The following is a 13,313-nucleotide window of genomic DNA, read 5'->3' as shown; positions in this document are numbered from 1 at the left end:
CCTGGTCCGACTCTCGGGAAGGGTTCACACGAAGACGCAAACAGCCATCCGCAAGGCGATGGTTCACTCGGGGCAGCCGATGACCGGCCTTGCGATCGGCTCTCTTGCAATCTCCGGGCCCCCGCGCGAACTCGACCTTCGAGTCTTCGCGCGCCTCTTCCCGCTCGCCCCGGGCGCCGCGCCCGTACGCCACCAGCCATGAAAGTGAAGCCGCATGACCCAGCCGCATGACTGGACCGGCCACGTCGGCGACGTATGGGCGGAGGAATGGTGCCGCACCGAACGCGCCTTCGCCGGGCTCGCCCCGCATCTCGACGCTGCGATCCTCGCCGCCGCTCCGACACGTGCCTTCACAGCGCTCGACATCGGATCGGGCGCGGGATCGACCGCGATCGCGTTGGCCGATGCCCGCGCCGATGCGACCGTCATCGGCGCCGATCTCTCCACCGGGCTGGTCGCGGTCGCACGCGAACGGGCAGGGGATCGCATCAACCTGCGCTTCGTCCACGCCGACGCGCGCGACGAAACCGCACGTCGCGCGCCGCTCGATCTGCTGGTGTCGCGCCATGGCGTCATGTTCTTCGCCGATCCCCACGCCGCCTTCGCCGCGCTCCGCGACGCGACCGCGCCCGACGGCAGACTGGTGTTCAGCTGTTTCGCCACGATCGCGGACAATCCCTGGGCGACGATCGTCACGCGACCCGCGTCGTCCGCGGCGGGCTACGCCCCCGGCCCGTTCGCGTTCGCGGACCACGATGATACGCGGGCGATGCTGACGGCATCGGGCTGGCGAGACGTCACCGCCCGCCGCGTGGACTTCGCCTACCGCGTCGGCGAAGCGGGTGTCTCGACGGACCCGGTCGACGACGCGATCGCGTTCCTCCGCCGCATCGGCCCCGCAGCCTCCGCCTTGCGAGATGCCGCCCCTGCAGACTGCGCCACGCTTCTCGACCGGCTCCGCGCGACGCTCGCAATGCAACGAAAGGGCGACGTGGTGGATTTTCCCGCCGCGGCCTGGATCTGGACCGCCCGCGCAGGGGAGACGCACGCATGACGATCATCGTCCACCATCTCGAGAATTCGCGGTCGCAGCGTATCCTGTGGATGCTCGACGAACTTGGCCTTCCCCATGAGATCAAGCGCTACGAACGCGACAAGGCGACGATGCTTGCCCCGCCCGCGCTCAAGCGCGTCCATCCCCTCGGCAAGTCGCCGGTGATCGAGGACACCGCCGATGGCGGGCGCGTCGTCGCGGAGACCGGGGCGATCGTCGAGTATCTCGTCGACAAGGCCGATGGCCGGCTCGGTGCGCCCGCCAATCGCGGCGACGCGCTGCGTTACCGGTTCTGGCTGCACTATGCGGAAGGGTCGCTGATGCCGCCGCTGCTCGTCAAGCTCGTCCTCATGCGCATCCCCGTGCTCGGCAAGAGGATCGCGAAGCGGATCCAGCCGATGATCGACGTCCACCTCGACTATATCGAGTCCGAACTCGCGCAGCGCCCCTGGTTTGCGGGGACCGAGATGACCGCGGCCGATATCATGATGAGCTTCCCGCTCGAGGCCGCGCGCAGCCGCGGCGGGCTCGACGCGTCGCGCCCCGCCACGATCGCCTGGCTCGACAAAGTCCATGCCCGCCCCGCCTATCGCGCCGCGCTCGAGAAGGGCGGCCCCTACGCCTATGCCTAGGCGGGCACCTCGGCGCCGTCCCACGCGAACACCTTGCCGCTGTCGGTCACCTTCAGCCCGTCGATCACGTCCATGAGTTGCACCGCGGCGCGGTCCGCCTTGAACAGGTCGCGCCCGCTCGACTGGAACGGCTTCGACAGCGCGGTGTCGACGGTGCCGGGGTGCAGGCCGACGACGATCGACCGGTCGTTGCGCCGCTTCTCCTCGATCGACAGCGTGCGGATCATCTGGTTGAGCGCGGCCTTCGATGCGCGATAGCCGTACCAGCCGCCCAGCCGGTTGTCCGCGATGCTGCCGACGCGCGCGGACAGCGCCGCGAACACCGTCCGCCCGGTCCGCGGCATCAGCGGCAGCATGTGCTTGGCGACCAGCGCCGGCCCGATCGCGTTGACCGCGAAGGTGCGTGCCAGCCAATGGGCGTCCAGCTCGCGCATCGCTTTTTCCGGCCCGCGGTCGCCCTCATGGAGCAGCCCGGTCGCGACGACGACCAGCGTAGGGGCAGGGCCCTTCGCGACGATCGCGGCGGCGGCGGCGATGCTCGCCTCGTCGGTCACGTCGAGGCGCGCGTCGCCGGCGAACGATCGCGCGAACCGGTGGATCGTCGCGAACGCCTCCTCCTCCGCCAGCGCCTCCGCCAGCGCGGCTCCGATCCCGCCCGACGCGCCGATTATGACCGCGGCGGTCATGCCCGGACGCCGGAATCCCGGACGAACGTCCAGCGATCGCCCTCCGCGCCGTCGAACCGATACCCGTCGCTGTCGAACCCTCGCATCGCCTCGATGTCGGTCACACGGTGTTCCGCCATCCAGCGCGCCATCGTCCCGCGGGCCTTCTTGGCGTGGAAGCTGACGAACTTGCGGGCCTCCCCCTCGCGGAAGTCGACAGACACGATGCGGACGTCCTTCGCCAGCCGGTCGTCGACCGCGGCCCAATATTCCTGGCTGGCGAGATTGAGCACGACGCCCGACCCCTCCGCCGCCAGATCGTCGGCCAGCGCGTCGGCGATGCGCGCACCCCACCAGTCGGTCAGTTTCTTGCGTCGCGGCGCCCAACGCGTTCCCATCTCGAGCCGGTACGGCTTCATCGCGTCGAGCGGGCGAAGCAGGCCGTACAATCCCGACAGGATGCGCAGGTGATCCTGCGCAAAATCGATCGCGGCCTCGTCGAGCGTCGCCACTTCGAACCCGGTGTAGACGTCGCCGGCGAACGCATGGATCGCGGGCCGTTCGGGTGCCTCGGCAAATCCGCGGAACCGCGCGATGTTGAGCGTCGCGAGCGCATCCGAGATGTGCATCAGCGCGCCGAGCCGTTTCTTCCCCAGCCGGCCCGCGGACGCGGCCAGCGTCTCGGCCTCCGCGCCGAAGCGCGGCGTCGTGGCGGGCGTCGACGGAATGGCGCGCTCGTAATCGAGCGTCTTGGCGGGGGAGAGCAGGGCGATCATCGCCGCCGCGGGTAGCGGGTGGAGCGAACGCGTTCAATCGGCGTTCAGTGCGGGAAGCGCAGGGAGACGGCTCGCGGCGCGTCCGCTTGAACCGTTTCGCGTGCGCCGATAGAGACATGCCAACCCTAAGGGGCGCCGCTGGCCCCCGATCACCAGGAGAGACCCGTCCGATGATCCGTTTCCGCAACATCGCGCTCGCCGCGACCCTGCTCGCCGGCGCGGGCACGATGGCCGCGTTCCCCGCGGTCGCGAAGGACAAGAAGGAAGAGGCCAAGCCCGCGGGGCCGAAGTTCTCGCCCGAGTTCATCAAGGCGGCGAACCCGCTGCAGACCGCGGTCCGCGCGGGCGACGTCGCCGCCGCCGGTCCGCTGTTCCCGGCCGCGGAGGCCGCCGCGGTGAGCAACGACGACAAGTACATGCTGAACATCTTCAAGTATCAGTATGAGGCGAAGCGCGCGGAAACGACGCAGGGCGCCAACGGCAAGGTCGATCAGGCCGGGATGCGCACCGCGCTCCAGGCGCTCGTCGCGAACCCGAAGACCCCGGCCGACCAGCTGGGGATGTTCTACGGGACGCTCGGCAAGCTGTCGTTCAACGACAAGGACTATAAGGGCGCGGCGACCTATTTCGATCGCGCGCGCGCTGCCGGCAAGAATGATCCCGAGATCCTCGAACTGTCCGCGAATGCGAAGTTCGCCAGCGGCGATCCTGCGGGCGGCAACACCGACCTGGAAGCGGCCTTCGCAGCGCGTTCCGCCGCGGGCCAGAAGCCGACCGAGCAGCTATATCGCTATGCGTTCGGCCAGGCCTACAAGGCACGCGACGTCGCGCGGACGACCGGCTGGCTGGAAAAGTTCATCGTCGCCTATCCCACGCCGAGCAATTTCCGTGACGCCGTGGTGATCTATGGCCTCCAGCAGAAGTCGCTGGTGACGCTCGACAAGGCGCAGAAGGTCGATCTCTATCGCCTGCTGCGCAGCAAGAATGCGCTGGCGGACCAGTATGATTATGAGAACTACGCGCAGTGGACGTACGATCTCGGCCTGCCGCACGAAACCGTGGCGGTGCTGACCGAGGGCAAGCGCACCGGCAAGATCCCGGCGAGCAGCCAGTCCGCGAGTTCGCTGCTGACCGCGGCGAACACCTCGATCAAGGCGGATGCGTCGCTGTCGTCGCTCGAGACGAGCGCGAAGGCTGCGGCGAACGGGCTGAAGGCGTCGCAGACCGCAGACGCGTATCTCGGCTCGGGCAATTACGCCAAGGCGATCGAGCTGTACGACGTCGCGATCCAGAAAGGTGGCGTGAAGGCGGACGACGTGAACCTGCATCTCGGTATCGCCAAGGCTATGTCGGGCGACAAGGCCGGCGCCAAGGCCGCCTTCGCCAAGGTGACGACCGCGCCGACGTCGGGCGTCGCGCATTGGTGGGATACGTCGCTCGAGGCGAACACGAGCGCCGCACCGGCGGCCTGATCGCCGCTGGGGCGGTGAAACGGAAAGGGCGGCCTCGCGGGGCCGCCCCTTTTGCATCGTCGCTAACACCATGGTCTGGGCGAGGCCGAGGTCCTCAAGGCCTTGAGCGGTGTTTCCTACCGCGGGAGATTGCAGCCTTCGCGGGGATGATGGTGCGCGTGCCTCACTCTCCGCCGTGATCCGCCGGCACCGGCACGCCCGAAATCGACTTGGCGGTGCGGATCGTCAGCGAGGTCTTGACGCTCGCCACGTTCGGCGCCGGCGTCAGATGCGTCGTCAGGATCTCCTGGAAGCTCTTGAGGTCGGTCGCGACGATTTTCAGGATGAAGTCGATCTCGCCGTTCAGCATATGGCACTCGCGCACTTCGGGGATCGCCGCGACGTGAACCTCGAACGCCGAGAGATCGTGCTCCGCCTGGCTCCTGAGGCTGACGAGCGCGAACACGGTAATGGGAAAGCCCAGCCGGGCAGGATCGAGATCCGCGTGATAGCCACGGATCGCGCCCGATTCCTCCAGCGCGCGAACACGGCGCAGGCAGGGCGGCGCAGTAAGACCGACGCGGTCTGCGAGCTCGACATTGGTCATCCGGCCATTGTCCTGCAAGAGCTCCAGAATCTGTCGATCGATCCGATCGAACGGCATAACGCGTACGCTCCCCATGACTTTCGCTTCGCGGTGTTCGCCGCGGTGCGGACATTAGGATAATTGCCCGCGAACGCAATTGTCCCACATTGCGACGTGCCGAAATCGTCTGCTTGCATGCCCGTTTGGGCGCGTTAAGGAATCTTTACGACGCGCCGATTGGGCCGCCGATCGGGGGATTGATGCGGGTGCGGTTCGACGACAGCCTGAAGACCGTGCTCGCCGCCGACACCGACACCGCGTTCGGTGCGCAGTCCGCGTTCCGCCAACTCGTCGACCTGATCGGTCGACGCCGTATCCCCGCCGCCCCTGAGACGATCGAACGGCTCCGCACCCTTCGCGACCGGGTGCCGGCGACGGTGCGGGCGGCAAGCGCCCGCGCGCTCGCGCTCGCCGAGCCCGGCCCCGCGCTGGTCGCGTTCTTCGCGGAGGATGATTCCGCGATCGCCGCCCCCGTGCTGCGGATCGCCGCGCTAGACGCCGACGCCTGGATCGCGCTGCTGCCGCAGCTGGATCCCGCGGGCCGCTCGGTGCTGCGGCATCGCCGCGATCTGCCGCCGTCGGTCGTCCGTGCGCTCGACGCGTTCGGCCCGACCGACTTCGTGCTCGGGCATGACGTGGTCGAGGCCGAACCGCTCGTGGGGCCGGTGTCTCCGTCCGTATCCGAACCCGTCCTCCAGCCTACGCCGCCGCCGATCGGGCGCAGTCCTTTCGTGGCGCTCGGCGATGTCGCGCGCGAGCTGCCGTTCGTGGCAGAGGCGCGCCGCCATGCGGAGGCGTCGGCGACACCACGCCCTGCCACTGCGCCCGGCTTCGAGATCGCCGATCTCGTCGCGCGCATCGCTGCGTTCCAGAAGGATCGCGAGATCCGCCCGCATGTCGCGCCCCCGTCGCCCCCCACCAACGGCTTTCGCTGGGAAACCGACGAGCGCGGCGTGGTGCGCTGGGTCGAAGGGGTGCCCCGGGGTGCGGTGATCGGCATCGACTTCCTCGCCGACGCGACCGGCGCCGACCCGCAGGTCGACGGCGTCGTCGCAGGGGCGTTCCGGCGACGGGGCGCGTTCGTCGACGGACGGCTGACGATCGTGGGGGAATCCGCTGCGGCCGGATCGTGGCGCGTCTCGGGCGTGCCGGTGTTCGACGAGGCCAGCGGTCGCTTCACCGGCTTTCGCGGCACCGCACGCCGCCCCCGCGCGGACGAAACCGCGGCGTCGCCGCGCGCGGGCAAGGCGACGTCGGAATCGTTGCGTCGCCTCGTCCACGAGTTGCGCACACCCACGAACGCGATCGTGGGGTTCGCGGAACTGATCGAGTCGCAACTGCTCGGGCCCGTGGCGCCGCCCTATCGCGCCCATGCGGCGACGATCCGCGCCCACGCCGCCGATCTGGTGGCCGCGATCGAGGATCTGGATACCGCGGCGCGGATCGAGGGCGGCGCGCTGGAGCTGCGCACCGGCACCACCGTCGTCGCGGCATTGCTGGCGCGCGTCGGCGACGATCTGCGTCCGCTCGCCGCGCTGCGGGGTTGCACGATCTCGATCGGCGCGGTCCGCCCCGACCTGGTCGTGATCGGTGACGATCGTGCCACCGAGCGGCTCGTCGGCCGGCTGATGTCCGCGCTCGTCTCCGCGGGCGGCGTGGGCGAGACGATCGGCGTCGCGATCCGCCAAGAGGGCGATGCGCACGTCGCGATCGCGTTCGACCGACCCGCCAGCCTGACGACGCTGTCGAACCACACGCTGCTCACGATCGACGCGGAGGCGGAGGCGGAGCGGCTCGGCGCGCCGCTGCTCGGCACCGGCTTTGCGATCCGCCTGGCGCAGAACCTGGCGGTCGAACTGGGCGGCGCGCTGGCGATCGATGCGGATCGCTTGACTTTGCGGCTCCCCGCCGCCTTGGTCGATCGGATGGGGCAAGCGTCGACCAACTGACCGATGGGGCACGGCGCTTCCGATCCGCGGACGGCGTACCGTCCGTCGCCGCCATCGGCCGACGCGTTGATCGCCTGGCCCGACGCGTTCGGCGCGCGCTTTACGCTGTTCGTCGATACCGAGGAAGAGTTCGACTGGTCGAAGCCATTCGCGCGCTACGGCCATACGACCCGCGCGATCGCCACGCTGCCCGCCGCGCATCAACGGTTCGCCACGTACGGCATCGCCCCGACCTATCTCGTCGACTATCCGATCGTCGCCGATCCCGGCGCGGTCGAGACGATCGCGGCGCTGTGCCGCGGCGGGCGGGGTGCGGTCGGCGCGCAGCTTCATCCGTGGGTCAATCCGCCGTTTTCGGAAGGCACGACGCGGCGCGAGAGTTATGCCGGCAACCTGCCGCGCGAGTTGGAGGCAGCCAAGCTGCGGGCGCTGACGGAGGCGATCACGCACGCCTTCGGTGCGCCGCCACGCGCGTACCGCGCGGGGCGGTATGGCATCGGCCCCGCGACCGGCACCATCCTCGGCGGGCTCGGCTACCGCCTCGATACCTCGATCCGCGCGCGCTACGATTATTCCGCGGACGGCGGCCCCGACTTTACGTCCATCGGTGCCGCGGCGTGGCGCACGCCGGACGGCCTCGTCTCGCTGCCGTTCACGACCGTCTTCACCGGCATCGCCCGCGCACTTGGCCCGCGGCTCGATCCGCTCGCCGCGCGCGTACCGCATGGTCGCGGTCTGCTGGCGCGCACCGGCGTGCTGTCGCGCGTGTCGCTGACCCCGGAAGGCATGCCCGTCGCCGATGCGCTGGAAGCGATCCGGGTGGCGCTGGGGGAGGGGGTGCGCGTCCTCAACTTCGCGTTCCATTCGCCGTCGCTGGTCGCGGGGAACACGCCCTTCGTTCGCGATGCCGCGGAACTCGCCACCTTCTGGCGCTGGTGGGACGCGGTGATGGACCTGCTCGCGGGGCGTGGCGTGGCGCCGGCGTCCCTCGACGAGATTGTGGCGGCAAGCGGTTAGGTCACGCGCGCTTGCCCAATGGCAAGCTCGCGGCTAAGCGTCTCGCCGACCTCGGGGAGTGGCGCAGCCTGGTAGCGCATCTGGTTTGGGACCAGAGGGTCGCAGGTTCGAATCCTGTCTCCCCGACCATCATGCATTTGAGAGCGAATTTCGCGGCGCGCGGCGCGGCGAAGCCACGTCATCGGTCGACACAGGGGCGCCGCAGGCCGTGCTCGCGGTCGTCGGCAGTGGCCGTCGCGGCTGCGCGCTGGTGGGCCCGGCAGGACTCGAACCCGCAACCTAGCCGTTATGAGCGGCCAGCTCTAACCATTGAGCTACAGGCCCCCAGCGCACGATCCGCCTAGCGGACGCACGCGGGCGTTAGCAAGCGGGCGGAACCGGCTTTGGCCGCGAATCAAACGGGGCCGAATCAAAAAGGGCGCCCCGAAGACCGGGACGCCCTTTCGGCATGCAAGCGTACCGGGCCGCGAACGGCCCGATCCGATCAATGCATGTTGTCTGCCTTGGCCTCGCCCGCGTCGCGGACGTTGTCGGCGGCGGCGTTCAGGTTGTCGGCGGTGTTCTCGAGCGCAGCTTCGGTCACGCCGTTCGAGGTGTTGTCGGCCATCGCGTCGATGTTGTCGGCAGCGGCTTCGAGGTTGTCGGCAACCGCATCGGCGTTGTTCTCGACAGCAGCCGCCTCGGGCGACTTCGAGCAGGCTGCGACCGACATCAGGCTGGCGGCGGCGAGGACGATGGCGAACTTCTTCATGCGGGTGCTCCCAAGCAATGCAATTATAATAGCGTCGTTCGCGCCGGCTCAGAAGCGAACGCGAACATCGCCCATTAACGCAGTCGGATTTCGCGTCAATGGGTATTCATCTGACAGCAAGGTGAACGCGAGGATCGTTCAGCGCTTCGGCGGGATCGCGCCGATCTCCTCGGGCGCATCGGCGACCACCGCGAGCATCGTCGTCCATGCCGCGACGTTCTGGCGCAACTGCTCGGGATCGACGCGGTCGAGCGTATCGTCGGCGGTGTGATGGACATCGAAGTAGCGCAGCCCGTTCTGGTTGAGGTCGATGCCCGCGACGCCCTTCGCGACGATCGGCCCGATATCCGCGCCGTCGCCGCCGGCTGCGGCCCCGCGGGTGATGCCGAGCGGCGACAGCGCGACCTGCAACCGGTCCGCGATCGGCTTCGCGGTGTCGGGCAGGGTGGCCTCGAACCGCCACACCCTGTCCGCACCGAAGTCGGATTCGGCCGCCAGCACGTGGTTGTCGCCGCCATGCCGCGCCGCATAGTCGCGCCCGCCGTCGCCGCCGACCTCCTCGGCACCCCACCATACCACGCGGATCGTCCGCCGTGGGCGCCGCCCCGAATCGAGGATCCGCTTCGCCGCCGCGGCGGTGATCGCGACGCCGCTGGCATCGTCGATCGCGCCGGTGCCCAGGTCCCAGCTGTCGAGATGGCCGCCGATCAGGACGATTCCCGCCTTCGGGTCGCTGCCCGGCACCTCCGCGATCACGTTGCCCGATTCGCGCATGCCCAGCGTCCGCGGGGTCAGCACCAGCCGCATCGTCACCGGCTTGCCACGCGCCGCCACCCGCTCGAGCAGCAGCGCGTCGGGCACCGATAGTGCCGCCGACGGGATCGGCGCGACACCTTGGGGGAACTCGGTGAGGCCCGCATGCGGGATACGGTGGCGATCGGTGCCGATCGAGCGGATCACGATCGCCGCCGCACCGCGCCTTGCCGCCATGCCGGGACCCACGAACCGCGCCGCGCCGTTCGCGCCATAGCCCGAGCCGTCCTGCGTCGGCTCCATGCTGTTGCCGATATAGACGATCTTTCCCCGGATCGCGCCATCGGGCGCCTGCTGGAACGCCGCGATCGTCGGGAACACCGCGACCTCGCCGGTCAGCCCGCCGGCCGGCGTCGCGGCCGAATTGCCGAGCGCGGTCAGCGCGAGCGTCTGCGGGAAGGGCGCGACGATCTCGCCCGTCTCCGCGCCGCGCACCCATACCGGCATCTGGTAGGTTTCCGCGCGCACGTTGCGGAAGCCCAGCGTCTTCAGCTTCGCCACGCCCCAGGTCCGCGCCCGCGCCTCCGCCTCCGTGCCCGCGGGCCGTGCGCCGACCTCGGTCGTCAGCCCCTCGACGATGTCGTAGGCGACGTCGTCCTTCAGCGCGGCATCGCGCAACGCGGCCACGCGCGTGTCGACCACGGGCGGCACCCCGGGCTCGCGCCGCTGGGCCAGTCCGGGATATGCGGTAGAGGCGGCGAGCGTCGCCATCAGCAGGACCATCTTGCGCGTCATCTCGTCAGCTTCCTCATGTTCTCGCTATGATCGACGGGGTAGCGTTCGCACGGCGGGACGGCTACATGCCGCACGCAATTTCCTTGCCCTTTCGTCCATACCGAGGAGCGCGAGCCCAAGATGGCCGTCCAGTACACCTACGTCATGAAGGGTCTGACCAAGACCTTCCCGGGGGCGAACAAGCCCGTCCTCAACAACATCCACCTCCAGTTCATCCCGTCGGCCAAGATCGCGATCATCGGCCCCAACGGCGCCGGCAAGTCCACGCTGATGAAGATCATGGCGGGCATGGACCCCGATTTCACCGGCGAGGCCTGGGCCGCCGAGGGCATCAAGGTCGGCTATCTCGCGCAGGAGCCGCAGCTCGATCCGTCGAAGGACGTGATGGGCAACGTCAAGGACGGCGTGCGCCCCGTCGCCGATCTGGTCGACCGCTTCAACGCGATCTCCGCCGAGATGGGGGACCCGAAGGACGATACCGATTTCGATGCGCTGATGGAGGAGATGGGCGATCTCCAGGCCAAGATCGACGCGGTCGATGGCTGGTCGCTCGACAGCCAGCTCGAACAGGCGATGGAGGCGCTGCGCTGCCCGCCGGGCGATGCCGACGTGTCGAAGCTGTCGGGCGGCGAGAAGCGCCGCGTGGCGCTGTGCAAGCTGCTGCTCGAGAAGCCCGAGATCCTGCTGCTCGACGAACCGACGAACCATCTGGACGCCGAAAGCGTCGGCTGGCTCGAAAACTACCTCAAGGAATATACCGGCAACGTCATCCTCGTGACGCATGACCGTTACTTCCTCGACAATGTCGTCAACTGGGTGCTCGAGCTCGATCGCGGCCGCTACTACACCTACGAATCGAACTATTCGGGCTATCTGGAAAAGAAGTCGAAGCGGCTCGAGCAGGAGGAGCGCGAGGAGGCGGGCAAGCAGAAGGCGATCGCCGACGAGCTCGCCTGGATGCGCCAGACCCCCAAGGCGCGCCAGACCAAGTCCAAGGCGCGTATCCGCGCGTTCGACGAGCTGATGGCCAAGCAGGAGAACCGCGTCGCCGGCAAGGCGCAGATCCTCATCCAGCTGCCCGAGCGGCTGGGCGGAAAGGTGATCGAGGCCAAGGGGCTGACCAAGGCGTACGGCGACAAGCTGCTGTTCGACGGGCTGGACTTTACGCTGCCCCCAGGCGGCATCGTCGGAGTCATCGGGCCGAACGGCGCAGGCAAGTCGACGCTGTTCAAGCTCATCACCGGTCAGGAACAGCCCGACAGCGGCACGATCGAAGTCGGCTCGACCGTCAAGCTCGGCTATGTCGACCAGAGCCGCGACGATCTCGATCCCGCCAAGAACGTGTGGGAGGAAATCTCCGACAAGCTCGAGATCTTCCGCTTCGGCAAGCAGGAGATCGGCACGCGCGCCTATGTCGGCGCGTTCAACTTCCGCGGGCCCGACCAGCAGAAGAAGGTCGGCCAGCTCTCGGGCGGCGAGCGCAACCGCGTCCATATGGCCAAGATGCTCAAGGAGGGCGGCAACGTCCTGCTGCTCGACGAGCCGACCAACGATCTCGACGTCGAGACGCTGCGCGCGCTCGAGGAGGCGCTGGAGACGTTCGCGGGCTGCGCCGTGGTCATCAGCCACGATCGCTTCTTCCTCGATCGCCTGTGCACGCACATCCTCGCGTTCGAGGGCGACAGCCATGTCGAGTGGTTCGAGGGTAATTACGAAAGCTACGAGGAAGACAAGCGCCGCCGCATGGGCGACGCGGCGGATCGCCCGACGCGCCTCGCCTACAAGAAGCTGACGCGCTGATGCCGACGCGCCGGTCGCCGGAGGGAGACCTCGGCGGCTGGCTTGCCGCCAACGGCCTCGAGCCGGAGACTGGGGCGGGCTCGATCGCGGACGTCGCGCGGGTGCGCGATCTGGTACGGGACGCCGCGCGTGCCGGCCGCGCGCTCAGCTACAGCGAGGCGTTGCTGGCGCTCGGCCATCGCTTCACCCGGCCGAAGATGCGCGCGCTGTGCCGCACGCTCGACGCGATCGACGCTGCGGGGGCAGGGGCGGGCGAGCCGGGACTGGCGGTACTCGTCGTGCGCGAATCGGATCGGTTGCCGGGGCAGGGCTGGTGGATCGATACCGCCCGTCCCCATGGCTATACTGGAGCCTGGACCGGCGACGAGGCCACCGCCTTCGTTCGCGCGCGGCAGGACGAGGCCTTCTCCTACTGGCGCAATCGCTGACCCGTCAGAGTTCGGTCGTCGCGACCGTCAGTCTCTCGATCGTCGCCGCGGTCAGCATCTCGCCGAACGCCACCTCGCGCCGCTCCGCATAGGCGTCGCCCGCGGGGGACCACATCTGATGGATCACCGCCGTGCGGACATCGACCACCCAATATTCCGCCACACCCTCGCGCGCGTAGATCTTGCGCTTGCGACCCATATCGCTGCGCAGCGTGGTGTCCGCGACCTCGATGATAAGCGCGAGCGAGGCGAGGGGGATCAGGCCTTCGCCCTCGGGGTCCGCAGTGACCGCGATATCGGGTTCGGGCACGTTGTACGGCGGCATCGCCACCGATCCTTCGACCAGGGCTTCGAGACCGCCGGCGTGCCTGTCCAGCGCATCCGCCAGCAACCGGAACAACCGCGACTTGATCCGGGCATGCGGCCGGTGCTGCGCATTCATGTAGACGACCTCCCCGTCGAGCAGCTCGGTCTTGCCATAGGCGTCGAACGCACCCGCGTCGTCGAGCGCGAGATAGTCCTCTACGCGCAGCTTCACCCGGCGCGGGATGTTGGTGAGAGGCGCCATCTCCGTCATGGTATTACCCTATCAGGTT

At 68.8% G+C, this 13,313-nt stretch carries 13 protein-coding genes and 2 tRNA genes; 8 read left to right on the top strand and 7 right to left on the bottom strand.

Translation table 11 applies throughout. The features are described 5' to 3' along the window. The first annotated feature begins 214 nt into the window (after positions 1 to 214). A complete protein-coding gene (locus ACV7NO_RS11035; RefSeq protein WP_463406045.1) occupies positions 215 to 1,054 on the top strand; it encodes a class I SAM-dependent methyltransferase in 840 nt (279 codons plus the stop codon). Then, positions 1,051 to 1,686 (top strand): glutathione S-transferase family protein, encoded by a 636-nt coding sequence (locus tag ACV7NO_RS11030; protein WP_463406044.1) that lies wholly within the window; start codon positions 1,051 to 1,053, stop codon positions 1,684 to 1,686. Before ACV7NO_RS11035 ends, ACV7NO_RS11030 begins: the two co-directional genes overlap by 4 nt. On the opposite strand, the gene ACV7NO_RS11025 is transcribed toward ACV7NO_RS11030, so the two are convergent. Beyond that, a complete protein-coding gene (locus ACV7NO_RS11025; protein WP_463406043.1) occupies positions 1,683 to 2,372 on the bottom strand; it encodes an SDR family NAD(P)-dependent oxidoreductase in 690 nt (229 codons plus the stop codon). The two genes, ACV7NO_RS11030 and ACV7NO_RS11025, sit on opposite strands and share 4 nt — an antisense overlap. Further along, a complete protein-coding gene (locus tag ACV7NO_RS11020; RefSeq protein ID WP_463406042.1) occupies positions 2,369 to 3,127 on the bottom strand; it encodes a YaaA family protein in 759 nt (252 codons plus the stop codon). The genes ACV7NO_RS11025 and ACV7NO_RS11020 overlap by 4 nt, the downstream gene beginning before the upstream one ends. Before the next feature lie 170 nt (positions 3,128 to 3,297). On the opposite strand from ACV7NO_RS11020, the gene ACV7NO_RS11015 reads away from it, so the two are divergent. Then, positions 3,298 to 4,599: a hypothetical protein gene (locus ACV7NO_RS11015; RefSeq protein WP_463406041.1), complete on the top strand. Its 1,302-nt coding sequence runs from the start codon at positions 3,298 to 3,300 to the stop codon at positions 4,597 to 4,599. Positions 4,600 to 4,762: 163 nt separating this feature from the next. On the opposite strand, the gene ACV7NO_RS11010 is transcribed toward ACV7NO_RS11015, so the two are convergent. After that, a complete protein-coding gene (locus ACV7NO_RS11010) occupies positions 4,763 to 5,242 on the bottom strand; it encodes an Lrp/AsnC family transcriptional regulator (RefSeq protein ID WP_463406040.1) in 480 nt (159 codons plus the stop codon). Between the two features lie 182 nt (positions 5,243 to 5,424). Between ACV7NO_RS11010 and ACV7NO_RS11005 the strand changes: the two genes are divergently transcribed. From ACV7NO_RS11005 to ACV7NO_RS10995, 3 genes are all read left to right on the top strand, one after another. After that, positions 5,425 to 7,173 carry a sensor histidine kinase gene (locus ACV7NO_RS11005; RefSeq protein WP_463406039.1) on the top strand — a complete coding sequence of 583 codons (1,749 nt, stop codon included), beginning with the start codon at positions 5,425 to 5,427 and terminating at the stop codon, positions 7,171 to 7,173. 66 nt (positions 7,174 to 7,239) lie between these two features. Then, positions 7,240 to 8,190 (top strand): polysaccharide deacetylase family protein, encoded by a 951-nt coding sequence (locus tag ACV7NO_RS11000; protein WP_463406038.1) that lies wholly within the window; start codon positions 7,240 to 7,242, stop codon positions 8,188 to 8,190. A gap of 52 nt (positions 8,191 to 8,242) precedes the next feature. Continuing rightward, positions 8,243 to 8,319 (top strand) — tRNA-Pro (locus ACV7NO_RS10995). A 119-nt stretch (positions 8,320 to 8,438) separates the two neighbouring features. Here the strand turns inward: ACV7NO_RS10995 and ACV7NO_RS10990 are convergent. From ACV7NO_RS10990 to ACV7NO_RS10980, 3 genes are all read right to left on the bottom strand, one after another. Beyond that, positions 8,439 to 8,514 (bottom strand) — tRNA-Ile (locus ACV7NO_RS10990). A 160-nt stretch (positions 8,515 to 8,674) separates the two neighbouring features. Next, a complete protein-coding gene (locus tag ACV7NO_RS10985; RefSeq protein ID WP_463406037.1) occupies positions 8,675 to 8,941 on the bottom strand; it encodes a hypothetical protein in 267 nt (88 codons plus the stop codon). Positions 8,942 to 9,079: 138 nt separating this feature from the next. Next, positions 9,080 to 10,489, bottom strand: coding sequence for a M20/M25/M40 family metallo-hydrolase (locus tag ACV7NO_RS10980; protein WP_463406036.1), 1,410 nt, complete (start codon positions 10,487 to 10,489; stop codon positions 9,080 to 9,082). A gap of 120 nt (positions 10,490 to 10,609) precedes the next feature. Here ACV7NO_RS10980 and ettA point away from each other — a divergent pair, with 120 nt between their 5' ends. Together ettA and ACV7NO_RS10970 are read left to right on the top strand one after the other, a co-directional pair. Next, entirely contained in the window at positions 10,610 to 12,289 is a 1,680-nt protein-coding gene (ettA, locus tag ACV7NO_RS10975) for an energy-dependent translational throttle protein EttA (RefSeq protein ID WP_463406035.1), read from the top strand. Continuing rightward, positions 12,289 to 12,717 (top strand): ribose-phosphate pyrophosphokinase, encoded by a 429-nt coding sequence (locus ACV7NO_RS10970; RefSeq protein WP_463406034.1) that lies wholly within the window; start codon positions 12,289 to 12,291, stop codon positions 12,715 to 12,717. Before ettA ends, ACV7NO_RS10970 begins: the two co-directional genes overlap by 1 nt. A 4-nt stretch (positions 12,718 to 12,721) precedes the next feature. On the opposite strand, the gene ACV7NO_RS10965 is transcribed toward ACV7NO_RS10970, so the two are convergent. Continuing rightward, positions 12,722 to 13,285, bottom strand: coding sequence for a Uma2 family endonuclease (locus ACV7NO_RS10965; RefSeq protein ID WP_463406033.1), 564 nt, complete (start codon positions 13,283 to 13,285; stop codon positions 12,722 to 12,724). Between the last annotated feature and the right edge of the window lie 28 nt (positions 13,286 to 13,313).

This window comes from Sphingomonas sp. Ell38C01, assembly GCF_055231975.1.
Note: the sequence above shows the minus strand (reverse complement) of the source record. Positions and strands in the feature narration are given on the sequence as shown.